The organism is Proteus sp. ZN5, from assembly GCF_011046025.1.
GTDB lineage: Bacteria > Pseudomonadota > Gammaproteobacteria > Enterobacterales > Enterobacteriaceae > Proteus.
Map to the genome: position 1 here is coordinate 1,102,486 of NZ_CP047639.1, position 18,714 is coordinate 1,121,199.

The 18,714-nt window shown below is 48.1% G+C and carries 17 protein-coding genes and 2 pseudogenes; 17 read left to right on the top strand and 2 right to left on the bottom strand.

What is annotated here, in order from left to right:
- Positions 1-16 precede the first annotated feature (16 nt).
- The 7 genes and pseudogenes from GTK47_RS05045 (at position 17) to GTK47_RS05080 (ending at position 7,508) form a co-directional block, all read left to right on the top strand.
- On the top strand, positions 17-394 hold the full coding sequence (locus GTK47_RS05045; protein ID WP_044502095.1) for a hypothetical protein: 378 nt from the start codon (positions 17-19) through the stop codon (positions 392-394).
- Entirely contained in the window at positions 391-1,554 is a 1,164-nt protein-coding gene (tet(X), locus tag GTK47_RS05050; protein WP_064754130.1) for a tetracycline-inactivating monooxygenase Tet(X), read from the top strand. Before GTK47_RS05045 ends, tet(X) begins: the two co-directional genes overlap by 4 nt.
- Before the next feature lie 17 nt (positions 1,555-1,571).
- On the top strand, positions 1,572-2,432 hold the full coding sequence (gene estT / locus GTK47_RS05055; protein WP_077782102.1) for a macrolide hydrolase EstT: 861 nt from the start codon (positions 1,572-1,574) through the stop codon (positions 2,430-2,432).
- Between the two features lie 68 nt (positions 2,433-2,500).
- Positions 2,501-2,965 (top strand): annotated as a pseudogene (locus GTK47_RS05060) (GMP synthase (glutamine-hydrolyzing)); the annotation flags it as partial.
- A gap of 129 nt (positions 2,966-3,094) precedes the next feature.
- Positions 3,095-4,062, top strand: a pseudogene (locus tag GTK47_RS05065) (IS1595 family transposase); the annotation flags it as partial.
- A 78-nt stretch (positions 4,063-4,140) separates the two neighbouring features.
- Positions 4,141-5,634, top strand: coding sequence for an IS91-like element ISVsa3 family transposase (locus tag GTK47_RS05070; RefSeq protein ID WP_001120888.1), 1,494 nt, complete (start codon positions 4,141-4,143; stop codon positions 5,632-5,634).
- Between the two features lie 251 nt (positions 5,635-5,885).
- On the top strand, positions 5,886-7,508 hold the full coding sequence (locus GTK47_RS05080) for an ATP-binding cassette domain-containing protein (protein ID WP_156734127.1): 1,623 nt from the start codon (positions 5,886-5,888) through the stop codon (positions 7,506-7,508).
- 70 nt (positions 7,509-7,578) lie between these two features.
- Here the strand turns inward: GTK47_RS05080 and GTK47_RS05085 are convergent, their stop codons facing one another.
- Positions 7,579-8,208, bottom strand: coding sequence for a CatB-related O-acetyltransferase (locus GTK47_RS05085; RefSeq protein ID WP_156734125.1), 630 nt, complete (start codon positions 8,206-8,208; stop codon positions 7,579-7,581).
- A 228-nt stretch (positions 8,209-8,436) separates the two neighbouring features.
- Between GTK47_RS05085 and GTK47_RS05090 the strand changes: the two genes are divergently transcribed.
- From GTK47_RS05090 to GTK47_RS05115, 6 genes are all read left to right on the top strand, one after another.
- Positions 8,437-8,886, top strand: a complete 450-nt coding sequence (locus tag GTK47_RS05090) for a MarR family transcriptional regulator (protein ID WP_156734123.1) — start codon at positions 8,437-8,439, stop codon at positions 8,884-8,886.
- Between the two features lie 20 nt (positions 8,887-8,906).
- Positions 8,907-9,296, top strand: coding sequence for a nuclear transport factor 2 family protein (locus GTK47_RS05095; protein WP_165122346.1), 390 nt, complete (start codon positions 8,907-8,909; stop codon positions 9,294-9,296).
- Between the two features lie 68 nt (positions 9,297-9,364).
- A complete protein-coding gene (locus tag GTK47_RS20370) occupies positions 9,365-9,730 on the top strand; it encodes a hypothetical protein (protein ID WP_202981869.1) in 366 nt (121 codons plus the stop codon).
- A 36-nt stretch (positions 9,731-9,766) separates the two neighbouring features.
- A complete protein-coding gene (locus GTK47_RS05105; RefSeq protein ID WP_165122347.1) occupies positions 9,767-10,561 on the top strand; it encodes an APH(3') family aminoglycoside O-phosphotransferase in 795 nt (264 codons plus the stop codon).
- Positions 10,561-10,986, top strand: coding sequence for a GrpB family protein (locus tag GTK47_RS05110; RefSeq protein ID WP_156734117.1), 426 nt, complete (start codon positions 10,561-10,563; stop codon positions 10,984-10,986). The genes GTK47_RS05105 and GTK47_RS05110 overlap by 1 nt, the downstream gene beginning before the upstream one ends.
- Before the next feature lie 282 nt (positions 10,987-11,268).
- Complete coding sequence (locus GTK47_RS05115; RefSeq protein ID WP_156734115.1) at positions 11,269-12,768, top strand: IS91 family transposase; 1,500 nt, start codon at positions 11,269-11,271, stop codon at positions 12,766-12,768.
- A 340-nt stretch (positions 12,769-13,108) separates the two neighbouring features.
- Here GTK47_RS05115 and GTK47_RS05120 read toward each other — a convergent pair whose 3' ends face one another.
- Complete coding sequence (locus tag GTK47_RS05120; RefSeq protein WP_084929516.1) at positions 13,109-13,981, bottom strand: rRNA adenine N(6)-methyltransferase family protein; 873 nt, start codon at positions 13,979-13,981, stop codon at positions 13,109-13,111.
- Between the two features lie 460 nt (positions 13,982-14,441).
- Between GTK47_RS05120 and GTK47_RS05125 the strand changes: the two genes are divergently transcribed.
- The 4 genes from GTK47_RS05125 to GTK47_RS05140 all read left to right on the top strand — a co-directional run bounded on the left by GTK47_RS05125 (position 14,442) and on the right by GTK47_RS05140 (position 18,614).
- Positions 14,442-15,935 (top strand): IS91 family transposase, encoded by a 1,494-nt coding sequence (locus GTK47_RS05125; RefSeq protein WP_156734113.1) that lies wholly within the window; start codon positions 14,442-14,444, stop codon positions 15,933-15,935.
- A 30-nt stretch (positions 15,936-15,965) separates the two neighbouring features.
- Complete coding sequence (locus GTK47_RS20465; protein ID WP_001447541.1) at positions 15,966-16,850, top strand: DUF3363 domain-containing protein; 885 nt, start codon at positions 15,966-15,968, stop codon at positions 16,848-16,850.
- Positions 16,851-17,066: 216 nt separating this feature from the next.
- Positions 17,067-18,281, top strand: coding sequence for a chloramphenicol/florfenicol efflux MFS transporter FloR (floR, locus tag GTK47_RS05135; protein WP_000214122.1), 1,215 nt, complete (start codon positions 17,067-17,069; stop codon positions 18,279-18,281).
- Positions 18,282-18,308: 27 nt separating this feature from the next.
- On the top strand, positions 18,309-18,614 hold the full coding sequence (locus GTK47_RS05140) for a LysR family transcriptional regulator (protein ID WP_001255015.1): 306 nt from the start codon (positions 18,309-18,311) through the stop codon (positions 18,612-18,614).
- The last annotated feature ends 100 nt before the right edge of the window (positions 18,615-18,714 follow it).

Sequence of the window (18,714 nt, forward strand, 5' to 3'; positions counted from 1 at the left end):
TAAATAATTACAAAATATGACCGACAGAGTAAACATCATCAATAACTACATCGATGGATACAACCAATTTGATATCAAAAAAATGGTTGCAGACCTTGACGATAATATTGTTTTTGAAAACATTCAAAATAATGATATAAGTTTATCGCTGAAAGGGTTAACAGCGTTTAAACAACAGGCAGAAACAGCAAAAACATACTTTGCAAAGAGAACACAGACAGTTAAATCGTTTAGGCATTTTGACAACAGCACTGAAATAGAAATTGATTATACAGCAATTTTAGCAATTGACTTTCCGAACGGCTTAAAAAAAGGGCAAAAGCTAAAGTTATCAGGAAAATCCGTGTTTGAATTTAAAAAAAACAAAGTGATTAAATTGACAGACATTAGTTGACATTAAAACCAGCGAACAAGAATATGACTTTACTAAAACATAAAAAAATTACAATAATTGGTGCCGGGCCTGTTGGATTAACAATGGCGAGATTGTTACAGCAAAACGGCGTGGACATTACAGTTTACGAGAGAGACAAAGACCAAGATGCAAGGATTTTTGGTGGGACACTTGATCTGCACAGGGATTCGGGACAGGAAGCAATGAAAAGAGCGGGATTGTTACAAACTTATTATGACTTAGCTTTACCAATGGGTGTAAATATTGTTGATGAAAAGGGCAATATTTTAACCACAAAAAATGTAAGACCCGAAAATCGTTTTGACAATCCTGAAATAAACAGAAATGACTTAAGGACTATCCTATTAAATAGTTTACAAAATGATACCGTCATTTGGGATAGAAAACTTGTTACCCTTGAACCTGATAAGGAGAAGTGGATACTAACTTTTGAGGATAAATCGAGTGAAACAGCAGATCTGGTTATTATTGCCAATGGTGGAATGTCTAAAGTAAGAAAATTTGTTACCGACACGGAAGTTGAAGAAACAGGTACTTTCAATATACAAGCCGATATTCATCAACCGGAGGTGAACTGTCCTGGATTTTTTCAGCTTTGCAATGGAAACCGGCTAATGGCTGCTCATCAAGGTAATTTATTATTTGCGAATCCTAATAATAATGGTGCATTGCATTTTGGAATAAGTTTTAAAACACCTGATGAATGGAAAAGCAAAACGCGGGTAGATTTTCAAGACAGAAATAGTGTCGTTGATTTTCTCCTGAAAAAATTTTCCGATTGGGACGAACGCTACAAAGAACTGATTCGTTTGACATCATCTTTTGTAGGGTTAGCGACACGAATATTTCCCTTAGATAAGTCTTGGAAAAGTAAGCGTCCATTACCCATAACGATGATTGGAGATGCTGCTCATTTGATGCCTCCTTTTGCAGGACAAGGCGTAAACAGTGGGTTGATGGATGCCTTGATATTGTCGGATAATCTGACCAATGGGAAATTTAACAGCATTGAAGAGGCTATTGAAAATTATGAACAGCAAATGTTTGCTTATGGAAGAGAAGCACAGGCAGAATCAATAATAAACGAAACGGAAATGTTCAGCCTCGACTTTTCTTTCCAAAAACTAATGAATCTATAAAACAGAAAGGCGAGGAAATGAAAGAGAAAATAGTTAAAAAAAACGGAATAAGACTTTTTACCGAAAGTTTTGGATGTGAAAAAGATCCGGCAATACTCTTGATTGCGGGAGCAACGGTATCCATGTTGTATTGGGATGCTGAATTTTGCCAGAAACTATCTGAAAAGGGATTTTTTGTTATTCGCTACGACAATAGGGACGTAGGAAAATCTACTAATTACGAACCGGGTTCAACCCCCTATGATATTGTTGACTTAACCCATGATGCTATTTCAATTTTGGACGGCTATAAAATAGTCAAAGCCAATTTTGTGGGAATTTCACTGGGCGGACTGATTTCTCAAATAGCATCAATAAAATATGCCGACAGGGTAAGTTCAATAACACTAATCTCATCAGGTCCTTGGGGCGACTCAGACCCCACAATTCCTGAAATGGATACGCGTATTTTAGATTTTCACGGAAAAGCTGAAACCGTAGATTGGACAAATGAAGACAGTGTGGCAAATTATTTAATTCAAGGTGCTGAATTGATGAGCGGCAGGAAACAATTTGACAAACAAAGAAGTGAAAAACTGATTAGAGCCGAATTTAAAAGAGCTAATAACTATATAAGTATGTTCAATCATGCGGCACTGCAAGGTGGTGAAGAATACTGGAACAGATTGAGCGAAATCAATCAACCAACCTTAATTGTACACGGAACGGACGATAAAATATGGCATTTTAAGAATTCAGCAGTTTTACTTGAAAAGATAAACGGCTCAAAACTAATAACGCTTGATGGAACCGGACACGAACTACATTTCGAAGATTGGAATAAAATTATTGATGGAATAACGCAACATACAACAAATAACAAAAGAATGAACAAATAGGGTATTATGTATTTCCAAATCAACGGTTTAGAGATTGAAGCTAATATCAATGTGTTATGACGCTCAAGCTGGTGGAGCCGCTGCGCGAGCTGTTTAAAGATGAGGTGCGCAAGATCGGTATGGAGTTAGGTCTGCCCTACGACATGGTTTACCGTCATCCCTTCCCTGGCCCTGGCTTGGGTGTGCGTATTCTTGGCGAAGTAAAAAAAGAATATGCCGACAGGTTGCGCTTGGCTGATGCCATCTTTATCGAAGAGCTGTATGCCGCTGACCTGTATCACAAAACCAGCCAAGCCTTCGCTGTATTCTTGCCAGTGAAGTCGGTTGGCGTAGTGGGCGATGCCCGCCGCTATGAGTATGTGGTGGCATTGCGCGCAGTAGAAACTATCGATTTTATGACAGCGCGCTGGGCACACTTGCCGTATGAGTTTTTAGAAACGGTTTCTAGCCGCATCATTAATGAGATTCCCGGTATTTCGCGGGTAACCTACGATGTTTCCTCAAAGCCGCCGGCAACTATTGAGTGGGAGTGACGGGCACTGGCTGGCAATGTCTAGCAACGGCAGGCATTTCGGCTGAGGGTAAAAGAACTTTCCGCTAAGCGATAGACTGTATGTAAACACGGGGTATCCCTTTAGCTCCACAAGTGGCACAATCTCCCAATGGACATGCCAATAACTAACCCGATAGGTGGAAAAGATTATCCAACGACTTGGGTTCAATTCCTGGATTGGTTCCACTCTGAACAAGCGTGCCGCGATTATTTGGAAAGGCTACGCTGGTCGGATGGACTGATTTGCCCGAAGTGTGGGGTAGTATCGCAAGTCCAGCGACGCAGTCGCGGCAGATTGATCTGTCCAGCGTGCAGGCATCAAGCAACGGTAACAGCAGGCACCATTTTTGATAAAACGCGAACTGAGCTTCGCGTCTGGTTCGCTGCCATTTGGTACATCACAAACCAAAAACATGGTGTCAGCGCATTGGGATTGCAGCGTGTACTTGGCCTTGGCAGCTATGAGACAGCATGGACCATGCTGCACAGACTACGCCGCGCAATGGTTCGCCCGGATAGAGAGTTGCTCCATGGGGAGGTTGAGGTCGATGAAACCTATCTGGCACTCACTGACCGAATAGAGCCGTTGAGTGCGGTGGGACGGAAGGGCAACACCACCAAGGTTTTGGTCGCCATAGCGGTGGAGATTCTGCAGCCCAAGGGGTTTGGAAGAATACGGATCCAGCGGATTGAGCGTGGTGACCGCGATAGCCTGATGCCGTTCATTAAAGCCTCCATTCGTCCAGGATCGCTCATTCATACTGATGGATCATCTGCTTACCGCCAACTCAAGGAAAGCGGATATGAGCACCGACAAACGGTTCATCTTGGTTCAACCACACCAGCCCATGAATCAATGCCGGGAGTCCACCGTGTGGCATCACTCCTGCAACGCTGGATGATGGGCACACACCATGGTGCAGTCCAGCCAGGACAGTTGGACAATTACCTTGACGAATATGTATTTCGATTTAATCGCCGTAAATCAAAAATCAAGAGGCTTACTGTTTTTATCGCTTGCTCCAGCAAGTAGTTGTGACAAAGCCCGTTACTTACCAAGAGGTGGTGGAGCAGCGAGGAAAAATCTGGAAATTAAGGCCTGTGGAGCTAAAGGGATACCCCGTATGTAAACACAGTATTGCAAGGACGCGGAACATGCCTCATGTGGCGGCCAGGACGGCCAGCCGGGATCGGGATACTGGTCGTTACCAGAGCCACCGACCCGAGCAAACCCTTCTCTATCAGATCGTTGACGAGTATTACCCGGCATTCGCTGCGCTTATGGCAGAGCAGGGAAAGGAATTGCCGGGCTATGTGCAACGGGAATTTGAAGAATTTCTCCAATGCGGGCGGCTGGAGCATGGCTTTCTACGGGTTCGCTGCGAGTCTTGCCACGCCGAGCACCTGGTCGCTTTCAGCTGTAAGCGTCGCGGTTTCTGCCCGAGCTGTGGGGCGCGGCGGATGGCCGAAAGTGCCGCCTTGCTGGTTGATGAAGTACTGCCTGAACAACCCATGCGTCAGTGGGTGTTGAGCTTCCCGTTTCAGCTGCGTTTCCTGTTTGCCAGCCGGCCCGAGATCATGGGGTGGGTGCTGGGCATCGTTTACCGCGTCATTGCCACGCACCTGGTCAAGAAAGCGGGCCATACCCACCAAGTGGCCAAGACGGGCGCGGTCACCCTGATCCAGCGTTTTGGATCGGCGCTCAATCTGAATGTTCACTTCCACATGCTGTTTCTCGACGGTGTGTATGTCGAGCAATCCCACGGCTCAGCGCGTTTCCGCTGGGTCAAGGCGCCGACCAGCCCAGAGCTCACCCAGCTGACGCACACCATCGCCCACCGGGTGGGTCGCTATCTGGAACGGCAAGGCCTGCTGGAACGGGATGTCGAAAACAGCTATCTGGCCTCGGATGCGGTGGATGACGACCCGATGACACCCCTGCTGGGGCACTCGATCACTTACCGTATCGCTGTCGGTTCACAGGCGGGGCGAAAGGTGTTCACTTTGCAAACTCTGCCGACCAGTGGTGATCCGTTCGGTGACGGGATTGGCAAGGTAGCCGGGTCCAGCCTGCACGCCGGCGTGGCGGCCAGGGCCGATGAACGCAAGAAGCTCGAACGGCTGTGCCGGTACATCAGCCGCCCGGCGGTATCCGAGAAGCGGCTGTCGTTAACACGAGGCGGCAACGTGCGCTACCAGCTCAAGACGCCGTACCGGGACGGCACCACGCACGTCATTTTCGAACCATTGGATTTCATTGCAAGGCTGGCCGCCCTGGTACCGAAGCCCAGAGTCAACCTAACCCGCTTCCACGGGGTGTTCGCACCCAACAGTCGGCACCGGGCGTTGGTCACGCCGGCAAAACGGGGCAGGGGCAACAAGGTCAGGGTGGCTGATGAACCGGCAACACCAGCACAACGGCGAGCGTCGATGACATGGGCGCAACGGCTCAAGCGTGTTTTCAATATCGACATCGAGACCTGCAGCGGCTGCGGCGGCGCCATGAAAGTCATCGCCTGCATTGAAGACCCTATAGTGATCAAGCAGATCCTTGATCACCTGAAGCACAAAGCCGAAACCAGCGGGACCAGGGCGTTACCCGAAAGCCGGGCGCCACCGGCTGAGCTGCTCCTGGGTCTGTTTGACTGACGAGCCTGAAGGCCAACGATACCAATCAAAATGCTGCGTTCACAGCGCCGCGGCAGGGATCCGCCGTGCTGGTTGTCGGAAAAGGAGCCGCTAGTGGGAAAGAGGAGGGTAAATTTTCAGCGTTGCTGGCTCCCCGTCAGCCGGATTGGGTTGCATCGCAGGGGTGTCGAAAGAGTCAACTGCGGTCCAAAGCTGTTGGACTTGGGTGAAAAGGGCGTTTATTCTTCCTATACGTCAATCAAGGAGGTTTTATGTCCAAATTTTTGCAGCTTAATCAGTTGTCTTATGGTTTGCCAAATGGCAACGCAGTTTTTTCAGACTTAACTTATACATTCTCTCAGCCAATCACAGCTTTGATTGGGCGAAATGGCGTTGGCAAAAGCTTATTGGCACAAATCATGGCGGGGCGATTATTGCCAACGGAAGGCTCATGTATCAATAGTGATTTAGTTTATTACTTATCACAAAAAGCCCATGAAAAAAGCGCTGAAACCATTGCTGAAGCATTGGGAATTCAATATATATTGAATTCATTGCAACGCATCGAAAATGGTAGTGTTGATCCTGATGATTTTGAAACTGTGGGTTCGCGTTGGTGCATTCAGGATGAGGCTCTGAATTTATTGGCTGATCTGTCTTTATCCCATGTTTCGTTAGCAACTGCTATGCAGCAATTAAGCGGTGGTGAGCAAATGCGTATTCGCATTGCGGCTGCTTTTTTATCACAAGCGCAGATTTTGATTCTAGATGAACCTAGCAACCATTTGGATTATCACTATAAACAAGTTTTATGGTCGATGATTCAATCATGGCAAGGGCAGGTGGTCATTATCACCCATGATCGTTATTTGTTGAACCGAGTGAGCGCCATTGTGGAATTATCTGCTAAAGGCTTAACAGCATACAGCGGTGCTTATCAAGATTATATTGAGCAAAGGGATGCCGAATTAGCTTCTGCTATTCAGCAGTTGAATGCGGTGAAACAGACAGAGAAAAAGCGCTTGGCAGTTGCACAGCAACAATTAGAACGACAAGCGAAACGATCCTCTCAAGCCAATAAACAACGTGGTGAGCAAAATCAAGCGAAGATATTGCTAGATCGTCAAAAGAATCGCAGTGAATTAAGTTCAGGCAAAGCCAAACAACAAAGAGATCAGATTGCTGAACAAGGCAAGCTAGCCATTCAATCTGCAAAAGATCGTCTAGATCAGCAAGAAACAGTTGTGTTACATGGTTATGATGTGGACGCTTTTGTGCCAAAAGTATTGGCAGAATTGAATCAGCTTACATTGCCACATTTATCTGAGCATTTGCGAGAATTTCATGGGCAGATTGAAAAAGGCGATCGCATTGCTATTGTGGGCAAAAATGGCAGTGGCAAATCTGTATTACTGAAAACATTGGCAGGGTTGGTTTCACCCTTACAAGGCGAAGTGAAGCATCATGTGAATTTTGCTTATTTGGATCAGCAATTGTCTTCATTGGATTTATCACAATCTATTTTGGATCAAATTTCAGATGGGCAAACTAAAGAAAAAATTACAGATTTAAGAATGCAATTGGCACAATTGGGTTTGGATAATACAGTGATTAATCAACCCATGAATGCTTTAAGTGGCGGAGAGCAATTGAAAGCTGCTTTGATTCTGTCTTTATATCAAAAAGAACCTGCACAATTATTGTTATTGGATGAGCCCAATAACCATTTGGATTTGCCATCATTACAAGCATTGGAGCAATTATTGCAGAGTTATCGAGGTGCTTTGGTGATTGTTGCACATGACCAAGAGTTTTTAGCGAATATTGGTATTACCAAATATTTAGTGGCGACTGAAAGTGGTTGGCAGTGGCAGGAAAAATTCCCAGCCATGTAATGGACAATGCAATAGGTTTAAGCTCTATCCCTCCTACTGAGAGGGATAGTTTCATTGATAATAACAATAATTAAAATGGATAATTTTTCTCAGCTTCAATCAATGCTTCAATATTATTTTGCGTTAAGAATGGGCGAAGTACCTGAAATTTCTCAGGTGCCCAATCATAAATATGCAATGCTAATAATTGTTGAATGATTTCTGGTGGAAATCTATATTTCATTAATTGCGCAGGTGATCCACCCACAATGGCATAAGGCTCGACATCTTTTGTCACAATGCTGCCTGCAGCAATGATTGCACCTTCACCAATTGTAATACCAGGCATAATCATCGCTCGCATGCCTATCCAATCGCCATCGTGAATATGTGTATCACCTTTGCTTTGATAAGCTTCTTCGATTGTTTCCATAAAAGGATATAAGCTGAACCAATCAGCGCGATGTGTATGATTGCCGCCCATAAGAATCACAGCTTCTGCACCAATGCAGACATAATCACCAATGTATAGCTGATCAATATGCCATAAAGGCTCCCACTTTAAGCTTTCTTCATCGCCATATAAATAGCGCACAACAGAAGCTTCAAAGCCTTGATCCCAGCAATCGCTGTAATAGCTATGTTGACCTTTAATGATAATGTTTGAGTTTTTAACAGTTTCGTGGAGATATTCCACTTTTGACCAATGTTTTTTTTCCATGACAAAGCTCCAAATAAAATGGCAAATACATGGAATGTTTTATCGATTCGATGCACTACATTCCAAGTGCATCAACCACGAGCGATTCTCGGCTTTTTCAGTAAAGGATTATTGATCATTGAGACATTATAAGTATTTATCAAGCTAACTCAAATTTATAGTTAACCAGTTGACAATAATTTAAATCAAGAATATAGTTAACTGGTAAACAAAGTTAGGGCGATAATTATGGCAACACAAACAGAAAAAATGTATCGAGCTTTAGTAAAGTTAACGCATGCACAGGAAATTCATCGAGAAAAAAAGCGTGAAACTTTATTGAAGGATTTAGGCAATTACACATTGACACAATTGCATATCTTGAGCTGTATTCAGCAGCATGATGCTGTGAATAATAAAGTGCTCAGCGATGCTTTGGCATTAACAAAAGCAGCAGTTTCAAAGGCTGTGAATAAATTATTGAAGGATGAATTGATCACAACATATCAAGTTGAGGATAACCAAAAGTCGATCTTTTATCAGTTAACGAAAGAAGGTGAGCATATTGCTGATATTCATCATGTATTGCATGAGCAAGCCAAAGCAAATTACTTGAATTTCTTAGCAACAATGGATGATGAAACATTGGCTAAAGCCCAGCTGTTCTTGGAAGCTTTAACAAATTACTTAGAAGAATAATGAAAAAAGGAGATCAAAACATGCATAAATATCAGAAATTAGTGGCTGAATCATTTGAAGTATTATTCGATGCGAATCAATCAGTGGATGATGTTAGACCGTTTTTTGCAAATAACTATACACAATGGGTGGATGGTAAAAGCTTGGATTACGATGGTTTCTTTCAGCATGTTGTCGCATTGAAAGAAGTGATTGCTACAGCTCATGTAGAATTCATTGAATTTATGGTGGAAGGCGATACAGCTGCGGATATTCACGATGTATTTGTGACTAAAAAGAATGGTGAAACATTACATGTACGAGTGATTGCATTTTTCACGTTTGAGAACAATCAAATTGCTTCTGTGCGTGAAATGACACATCTATTGGAAGGTAATGAAAGCGATCACGATTTAGGTTCAAGAACCTAATCCCAAAATTAAAATCATTGCGCTATAATCGAGCATCAAATTAAAAGATGTAGCAAAGTGAGATCATCGTGACAAACCAACCAAAACGCGTTTTAACTATCCAATCCCATGTTGCTTTTGGGCATGTTGGCAACTCGGCAGCTGTATTTACATTACAAAGAATGGGCATTGAAGCGATGCCAATTAATACTGTGCAATTCTCTAATCACAGTGGCCTGAATATTTTGATTACTGCATATTTTACAGCTTTAGGTGCGGCTAAATATTCTCTCATCATTGCTGCATTACATAGCTTAGTGTTTGTTTTGATTGGTATTGCAATTTTCCCACGGATATTTGGCATTGATGGCATTTGGCTAACCAGTGTTGTGGCAGAAACGTTGACAGTTTTCATCGGATTAAAGTTAGTCAGCATCGTGAACAGAAAGATATAAATGATATTGTTATTACCTCAATCAAGGATCAAAAAAATGATAAACAATTTACCCATTAATATTCGTGAACATTTGGGCGATCGCACTTATCGAATTGATAATGTTGGCATGTCGAATGCTAATGTGATGTTTTATGAAGATTTGGTCTTGAAGGTTGAAAAATCTACTGCTGAAGCTCAGCGTGAACATCAAATGTATCAATGGTTACAAGGTCAATTACCATTACCAAATATTGTTAAAGCCATGGAGCATGAAGAACATCATTATCTTTTAATGGAAAAGTTAAAAGGTGAATATGCATGCTCTGATTTTTGGTTAAAACAACCTGAATCATTGGTGGAAATGTTGGTGCAAGCGCTACAAATGTTATGGAATATTCCGATTGAGCATTGTCCTTATGATGCGACATTGTCGCAGAAATTAAAGCATGCAGAATACAATGTGGAACATGGTTTGTGTGATATGGATGATGCAGAAGCGGGTACTTATGGTGAGAATGGTTTTTCGTCACCCAAAGCATTACTAGAATGGTTGAAACAAAATCAGCCTGAGGAAGATCTCGTTTTTTCTCATGGTGATTTCTGTTTGCCCAATATCTTTATCGATCAAGGTGAGATCAGTGGTTTTATTGATTTAGGCCGAAGTGGTATTGCTGATCGTTATCAGGATATTGCATTGTGCTATCGCAGTTTATTGCATAATTTTGATGGACGATATAACGGCGGAATGGCTTACCCAAATTTTGATCCCAATATGCTGTTTGAGAAGTTGAATATCACACCTGATTGGGAAAAGATTCGCTATTACATTTTATTGGATGAATTGTTCTAATGTTAAAAAATCGATTAACACAACAACAAAAAGCGGCTATTTATATTTTTGAAGAAGGCGATCCTAATGAAAATCCTTGGGTGAAAGGTAAACCTGAGCAAGTACATATTGAAATAGTCGCGCATGATCCTGATTGGCTTGCACGATTTAGCGTACAAAAATCTTTGATTAAGAGTGCTTTGGGTGATTTAGTATTATCAATTGATCATGTTGGATCAACAGCAGTTGAAGGCTTAGCCGCTAAACCAATCATTGATATTGATTTGATTGTAGAAAATCCTGAAGATGAAGCATCTTATCTTCTAGCTTTGGAAGCATTGGGTTATGAGCTGACGATTCGTGAACCATCGTGGTATCAGCATCGTATGCTGAAATTGCACCATCCTATGGTGAATTTGCATGTATTTGGTAAGGATTGTCCTTAATATTATCGCCACTTGCATACGCCGTAAAATGGCGCATTTATCCGCTCAAAATAAATTTTTTTACAAGAAATTTCTGAGCATGGTATTTTTGATGGTATTGTGAATATGCTTCTTTGTAACTGTTTGAAAATAAATAGAAATATGCACTCATTTACAATCGAGTGGGAGTGACTGGCACTCACAGGCAATGTCTGGCACTGGCTGGCATCACAGCTGAGACTTCAATATCTCGCAGCTGAGCGATAAACTGTATAAAAACACAGTATCGCAAGGATGCGGATCATGCCCCAAGTGGCGGCCAGGATGGCCAGCCGGGACGAGAACACTGGTCGTTACCAGCGTCACCGGCCCGAGCAAACCCTGCTCTATCGGATCGTCGAAGAATACTACCCGACGTTCGCTGCCCATTTGGCGGCGCAGGGCAGGGAACTGCCCGGTTATGTGCAACGCGAGTTTGACGCCTACCTCAAATGCGGCCGTCTCGAACACGGCTTTCTGCGGGTGCGTTGTGAGTCGTGTCACGCTGAGCACCTGGTTGCGTTCAGCTGCAAACGTCGGGGCTTCTGTCCTAGTTGTGGCGCACGGCGTATGGCCGAAAGCGCCGCGCTACTGGTCGATGAGGTTCTGCCCGTACAGCCCATGCGCCAATGGGTACTCAGCTTTCCCTTTCAATTGCGCTTTCTGTTCGCCAGCCGGCCGGAGGTCATGGGCCGGGTGTTGGGCATCGTTTACCGCGTCATCGCCACGCATCTGGTCAAGAAAGCGGGCTATACCCACCAAGCGGCCAAGACCGGTGCCGTCACCCTGATCCAGCGCTTCGGCAGTGCACTGAACCTCAACATTCACTTTCACATGCTGTTCCTCGATGGCGTGTACGTTGAGCGTCCCAATGGAACAGCCCGGTTCCTCTGGGTCAGGGCGCCGACCAGCGCCGAACTCACCCAACTGGCGCACACCATCGCCCATCGGGTCGGCCGCTATTTGGAGCGGCAAGGCCTACTGGAGCAGGATGCTGAAAACAGTTACCTGGCCTTGGATGCGGTGGATGAAGATGCGATGACTCCACTGCTGGGGCATTCCATCACGTATCGCATCGCCGTGGGGCCACAGGCAGGGCGCAAGGTGTTCACCCTGCAGACACTGCCCGCCTGCGACCCGGAAGATCAGTTTGGTGACATGCCCGGTAAGGTTGCCGGTTTCTCGCTACATGCCGGCGTAGCGGCCAAGGCCCATGAGCGCAGCAAACTCGAACGGCTGTGCCGGTACATCAGCCGCCCGGCGGTATCCGAGAAGCGGCTGTCGTTAACACGAGGCGGCAACGTGCGCTACCAGCTCAAGACGCCGTACCGGGACGGCACCACGCACGTCATTTTCGAACCATTGGATTTCATTGCAAGGCTGGCCGCCCTGGTACCGAAGCCCAGAGTCAACCTAACCCGCTTCCACGGGGTGTTCGCACCCAACAGTCGGCACCGGGCGTTGGTCACGCCGGCAAAACGGGGCAGGGGCAACAAGGTCAGGGTGGCTGATGAACCGGCAACACCAGCACAACGGCGAGCGTCGATGACATGGGCGCAACGGCTCAAGCGTGTTTTCAATATCGACATCGAGACCTGCAGCGGCTGCGGCGGCGCCATGAAAGTCATCGCCTGCATTGAAGACCCTATAGTGATCAAGCAGATCCTTGATCACCTGAAGCACAAAGCCGAAACCAGCGGGACCAGGGCGTTACCCGAAAGCCGGGCGCCACCGGCTGAGCTGCTCCTGGGTCTGTTTGACTGACCCGTCCCAAACGATTCCGATCACGATGCTGCGGTAATTCAGCCGCGGCAGGGATGCGTTATGCCGGCGGCTTGGGTTGGCCCCGGCTGTCGGGAAAAACGGGTAAATTTTCGGCGGGATCGATGGCTACACGGGCCGGATTCAGAATCACCCACTGGCAAAGCAGGCCGTCATTCGCGGTCTACAGTGGCTGGACTTGGAGAAAAACGGCGTTTATTCTTCCTATACTCACAATCACTAAAAAATCTTGCGCATTGATTTTCAGTTCTATGTCTTTTAGGGCTTGTACTTTTCCGTCGTAAACCTTGTTTATTTTCTTAAAGGTTACGCTTGCCATCGGCTAATACTTTTTGCTCCTGTCACGATGTAGTTTGTCGAGTTTTGCCTGCTCGGCAATCAATCGGCTATATGCGCCTATAACCAATTTCTTTTTTTCTGGCGAAACCATTTTAGAGTATACATCAAACATGGCAAGCCATTGTTTGTATGTCCATTCCGAAATAAACGCCTCCTCGTGAAGATCGATTTGCTTTCGTATCCGCTTTTGTTGTTCGTATGAAAAAACTTTTTTTGTTTTTTCCTTAAAAAATCTGCCTGGCGCGGAATATACAAAAGCCAAGAAATCCCAGTAGTCGATTAGCGGCAATTTTTTTATGTCGCAGTATTCTTTTTTGTGAAAGTTCACAAAAAATATTGATACATTCGGGCTTGGCGAAAAGTCCGCTTTATCAAAGTTGTGAATGACTTTGATTTCGTAAATCGGCTTAAAAAGTAGCGACTTAAATCCATCTTGGCACAAAGGCTCACCTGCGTACTTATATACCGCCTCTTGTTGCATGACGAGATATAAATCCTCGGGCGTCCTTCCCGTCGTCAAAAGTTTGCTCAAAATATCCGCAGTCATGTTGAATGGTATGTTAGAAAAAACTTTGTACGGCTCGCTCGGCAAATCTACTGTTAGAAAGTCCCTGTTCAGCAGAACTAAATCCTCGTGCCCCTTTAATTGCTCAAGCAATCGCCTGTACAATTCCGCGTCGTACTCTATCGCAACAACTTGTCTACAGCGTCCAAGTAAGGCTCGAGTGATAATTCCTTTGCCGGGTCCGATTTCATAAACCAAATCATCGCAAGTTATATTGCTAAGTCCGACTAGTTTATTTACTAGTTGGGCATTGTGTAAAAAATTTTGAGAGTCTTTTATGTTGCGTTCCAATAGCCTACTCCTTTACCCGTGTGGCTATTTGATTTTTTGTTGCCGTTGGGTGTATCGTTATTGGTAAACTCGTATTTTTCATAGAGTTGCGTACTCTAATTCTATACAAGGCAATACTTAATATATTTTAGCATATATTTTAGCAAATATATTAGGAAAACACAATACATTTTAGAGTGGTTTCGAAAATAGTTAAATAAAAATGACTTGTAAAGGATATTCCCCGCAAAGGTTCAGTTCTGCCGTGCTGAAAAATTGCTTATTCGTAAAAGAATAGGCAGCTTTCTTTTTTGTTCGCCCCTTTTATTTCATAGAGTACTCAACTCTATTTACAATAGAGTGGGAGTGACTGGCACTCACAGGCAATGTCTGGCACTGGCTGGCATCACAGCTGAGACTTCAATATCTCGCAGCTGAGCGATAAACTGTATAAAAACACAGTATCGCAAGGATGCGGATCATGCCCCAAGTGGCGGCCAGGATGGCCAGCCGGGACGAGAACACTGGTCGTTACCAGCGTCACCGGCCCGAGCAAACCCTGCTCTATCGGATCGTCGAAGAATACTACCCGACGTTCGCTGCCCATTTGGCGGCGCAGGGCAGGGAACTGCCCGGCTATGTGCAACGCGAGTTTGACGACTACCTCAAATGCGGCCGTCTCGAACACGGCTTTCTGCGGGTGCGTTGTGAGTCGTGTCACGCTGAGCACCTGGTTGCGTTCAGCTGCAAACGTCGGGGCTTCTGTCCTAGTTGTGGCGCACGGCGTATGGCCGAAAGCGCCGCGCTACTGGTCGATGAGGTTCTGCCCGTACAGCCCATGCGCCAATGGGTACTCAGCTTTCCCTTTCAATTGCGCTTTCTGTTCGCCAGCCGGCCGGAGGTCATGGGCCGGGTGTTGGGCATCGTTTACCGCGTCATCGCCACGCATCTGGTCAAGAAAGCGGGCTATACCCACCAAGCGGCCAAGACCGGTGCCGTCACCCTGATCCAGCGCTTCGGCAGTGCACTGAACCTCAACATTCACTTTCACATGCTGTTCCTCGACGGTGTGTATGTCGAGCAATCCCACGGCTCAGCGCGTTTCCGCTGGGTCAAGGCGCCGACCAGCCCAGAGCTCACCCAGCTGACGCACACCATCGCCCACCGGGTGGGTCGCTATCTGGAACGGCAAGGCCTGCTGGAACGGGATGTCGAAAACAGCTATCTGGCCTCGGATGCGGTGGATGACGACCCGATGACACCCCTGCTGGGGCACTCGATCACTTACCGTATCGCTGTCGGTTCACAGGCGGGGCGAAAGGTGTTCACTTTGCAAACTCTGCCGACCAGTGGTGATCCGTTCGGTGACGGGATTGGCAAGGTAGCCGGGTCCAGCCTGCACGCCGGCGTGGCGGCCAGGGCCGATGAACGCAAGAAGCTCGAACGGCTGTGCCGGTACATCAGCCGCCCGGCGGTATCCGAGAAGCGGCTGTCGTTAACACGAGGCGGCAACGTGCGCTACCAGCTCAAGACGCCGTACCGGGACGGCACCACGCACGTCATTTTCGAACCATTGGATTTCATTGCAAGGCTGGCCGCCCTGGTACCGAAGCCCAGAGTCAACCTAACCCGCTTCCACGGGGTGTTCGCACCCAACAGTCGGCACCGGGCGTTGGTCACGCCGGCAAAACGGGGCAGGGGCAACAAGGTCAGGGTGGCTGATGAACCGGCAACACCAGCACAACGGCGAGCGTCGATGACATGGGCGCAACGGCTCAAGCGTGTTTTCAATATCGACATCGAGACCTGCAGCGGCTGCGGCGGCGCCATGAAAGTCATCGCCTGCATTGAAGACCCTATAGTGATCAAGCAGATCCTTGATCACCTGAAGCACAAAGCCGAAACCAGCGGGACCAGGGCGTTACCCGAAAGCCGGGCGCCACCGGCTGAGCTGCTCCTGGGTCTGTTTGACTGACGAGCCTGAAGGCCAACGATACCAATCAAAATGCTGCGTTCACAGCGCCGCGGCAGGGATCCGCCGTGCTGGTTGTCGGAAAAGGAGCCGCTAGTGGGAAAGAGGAGGGTAAATTTTCAGCGTTGCTGGCTCCCCGTCAGCCGGATTGGGTTGCATCGCAGGGGTGTCGAAAGAGTCAACTGCGGTCCAAAGCTGTTGGACTTGGGTGAAAAGGGCGTTTATTCTTCCTATACGTGCCGCGTTCCAGGCGGCGACTATGAGGGCTATGTCGATGCCCATGTGCGCCGGCTGGAGGCGCTACGCCGGGCCGGTATCGTCGAGCGGATCGACGCCGACCAATGGCGCATCCCCGATGATCTGGTCAGCCGTGCCGCCGCCCATGACGCCGGCCGAGACAGTCAGGCCAGCGTTCGCGTCCTTTCCCCGGTCGATCTGAACAAACAGATCGGATCGGACGGCGCGACCTGGCTGGACCGGCGGCTGATCCACGGCGAGACGGCCGACCTTGCGCCAACCGGCTTCGGGCAACAAGTCCGCGAAGCCATGGACCAGCGCCGCGAGCACCATATCGAACAGGGCGACGCCACCCGCAGCCGGGACAGCCGCGTCTTCTACCGGCGCAACCTTCTCGCCATCCTGCGGGAGCGCGAGGTAGCCGGCGTCGGATCGGATATGGCTTTGAGTAAGGGCCTGCCGTTCCGCGCCGCCACGGACGGCGAGAGCGTCAGCGGCAAGTTTACCGGAACCGTGCATCTATCGAGCGGCAAGTTCGCCGTGGTCGAGAAATCCCATGAGTTCACCCTTGTCCCGTGGCGGCCGATCATCGACCGCCAACTCGGCCGCGAGGTTATGGGCATCGTGCAGGGCGGGTCGGTGTCGTGGCAGTTAGGGCGGCAGAGGGGGCTGGAACGCTGAGTGCGCCCATGCCGCATTGCGAAGCAAAAGATAATCGGATAAAATGTAGCAATTCATATTCGTAAGCGTGGAGTAATCAGATGGGAAATTCCAAGTCAGCAGACAAGTAAGCCGCAACAACCAGTATTGTTGTTGCGGCGCTCTGTAAGGCTAGTCTCATCTGATTGCTGACGAGCAGACGTCGCCCGGTATTCCTTAATCGAGGGTTGATTCGTCATGACCACCACACGCCCCGCGTGGGCCTATACGCTGCCGGCAGCACTGCTGCTGATGGCTCCTTTCGACATCCTCGCTTCACTGGCGATGGATATTTATCTCCCTGTCGTTCCAGCGATGCCCGGCATCCTGAACACGACGCCCGCTATGATCCAACTCACGTTGAGCCTCTATATGGTGATGCTCGGCGTGGGCCAGGTGATTTTTGGTCCGCTCTCAGACAGAATCGGGCGACGGCCAATTCTACTTGCGGGCGCAACGGCTTTCGTCATTGCGTCTCTGGGAGCAGCTTGGTCTTCAACTGCACCGGCCTTTGTCGCTTTCCGTCTACTTCAAGCAGTGGGCGCGTCGGCCATGCTGGTGGCGACGTTCGCGACGGTTCGCGACGTTTATGCCAACCGTCCTGAGGGTGTCGTCATCTACGGCCTTTTCAGTTCGATGCTGGCGTTCGTGCCTGCGCTCGGCCCTATCGCCGGAGTATTGATCGGCGAGTTCTTGGGATGGCAGGCGATATTCATTACTTTGGCTATACTGGCGATGCTCGCACTCCTAAATGCGGGTTTCAGGTGGCACGAAACCCGCCCTCTGGATCAAGTCAAGACGCGCCGATCTGTCTTGCCGATCTTCGCGAGTCCGGCTTTTTGGGTTTACACTGTCGGCTTTAGCGCCGGTATGGGCACCTACTTCGTCTTCTTCTCGACGGCTCCCCGTGTGCTCATAGGCCAAGCGGAATATTCCGAGATCGGATTCAGCTTTGCCTTCGCCACTGTCGCGCTTGTAATGATCGTGACAACCCGTTTCGCGAAGTCCTTTGTCGCCAGATGGGGCATCGCAGGATGCGTGGCGCGTGGGATGGCGTTGCTTGTTTGCGGAGCGGTCCTGTTGGGGATCGGCGAACTTTACGGCTCGCCGTCATTCCTCACCTTCATCCTACCGATGTGGGTTGTCGCGGTCGGTATTGTCTTCACGGTGTCCGTTACCGCGAACGGCGCTTTGGCAGAGTTCGACGACATCGCGGGATCAGCGGTCGCGTTCTACTTCTGCGTTCAAAGCCTGATAGTCAGCATTGTCGGGACATTGGCGGTGGCACTTTTAAACGGTGACACAGCGTGGCCCGTGATCTGTTACGCCACGGCGATGGCGGTACTGGTTTCGTTGGGGCTGGTGCTCCTTCGGCTCCGTGGGGCTGCCACCGAGAAGTCGCCAGTCGTCTAACCGACGACTGGTAGCAGGCCCGCTCCGATGCGGCGCACTAACCATCGAAACCTCGTGAATGTCGGTATCCTGTCTGGCAGGATACCGCTCATTTCCCTTGTTCAGTTCATCGCCGTCGCCGAGCATCTGAATTTTCGGCATGCGGCCAAGGCACTTGGTATCAGCCAGTCGAGCGTCAGCGCGCGTGTGAAAGCGCTGGAGGATAACCTTGGTGTCCTGCTATTTGAGCGCCATGCGCGGGGCGTTCGGCTAACAGACGCAGGCAGGCACTTCATGGAGCGTGTCACGGCGGGTGTCGATCAACTCGATCACGCAGTGAAGACCGCGGAGTGACGGGCACTGGCTGGCAATGTCTAGCAACGGCAGGCATTTCGGCTGAGGGTAAAAGAACTTTCCGCTAAGCGATAGACTGTATGTAAACACGGGGTATCCC

Coding starts and splice junctions, on each gene's coding strand:
- GTK47_RS05045 (WP_044502095.1), top strand. CDS start 17: ATGACCGACAGAGTAAACATCATCAATAACTACATCGATGGATACAAC.
- estT (WP_077782102.1), top strand. CDS start 1,572: ATGAAAGAGAAAATAGTTAAAAAAAACGGAATAAGACTTTTTACCGAA.
- GTK47_RS05070 (WP_001120888.1), top strand. CDS start 4,141: ATGCCTCATGTGGCGGCCAGGACGGCCAGCCGGGATCGGGATACTGGT.
- GTK47_RS05080 (WP_156734127.1), top strand. CDS start 5,886: ATGTCCAAATTTTTGCAGCTTAATCAGTTGTCTTATGGTTTGCCAAAT.
- GTK47_RS05085 (WP_156734125.1), bottom strand. CDS start 8,208: ATGGAAAAAAAACATTGGTCAAAAGTGGAATATCTCCACGAAACTGTT.
- GTK47_RS05090 (WP_156734123.1), top strand. CDS start 8,437: ATGGCAACACAAACAGAAAAAATGTATCGAGCTTTAGTAAAGTTAACG.
- GTK47_RS05095 (WP_165122346.1), top strand. CDS start 8,907: ATGCATAAATATCAGAAATTAGTGGCTGAATCATTTGAAGTATTATTC.
- GTK47_RS05105 (WP_165122347.1), top strand. CDS start 9,767: ATGATAAACAATTTACCCATTAATATTCGTGAACATTTGGGCGATCGC.
- GTK47_RS05110 (WP_156734117.1), top strand. CDS start 10,561: ATGTTAAAAAATCGATTAACACAACAACAAAAAGCGGCTATTTATATT.
- GTK47_RS05115 (WP_156734115.1), top strand. CDS start 11,269: ATGCCCCAAGTGGCGGCCAGGATGGCCAGCCGGGACGAGAACACTGGT.
- GTK47_RS05125 (WP_156734113.1), top strand. CDS start 14,442: ATGCCCCAAGTGGCGGCCAGGATGGCCAGCCGGGACGAGAACACTGGT.
- GTK47_RS20465 (WP_001447541.1), top strand. CDS start 15,966: ATGCTGCGTTCACAGCGCCGCGGCAGGGATCCGCCGTGCTGGTTGTCG.
- floR (WP_000214122.1), top strand. CDS start 17,067: ATGACCACCACACGCCCCGCGTGGGCCTATACGCTGCCGGCAGCACTG.
- GTK47_RS05140 (WP_001255015.1), top strand. CDS start 18,309: ATGCGGCGCACTAACCATCGAAACCTCGTGAATGTCGGTATCCTGTCT.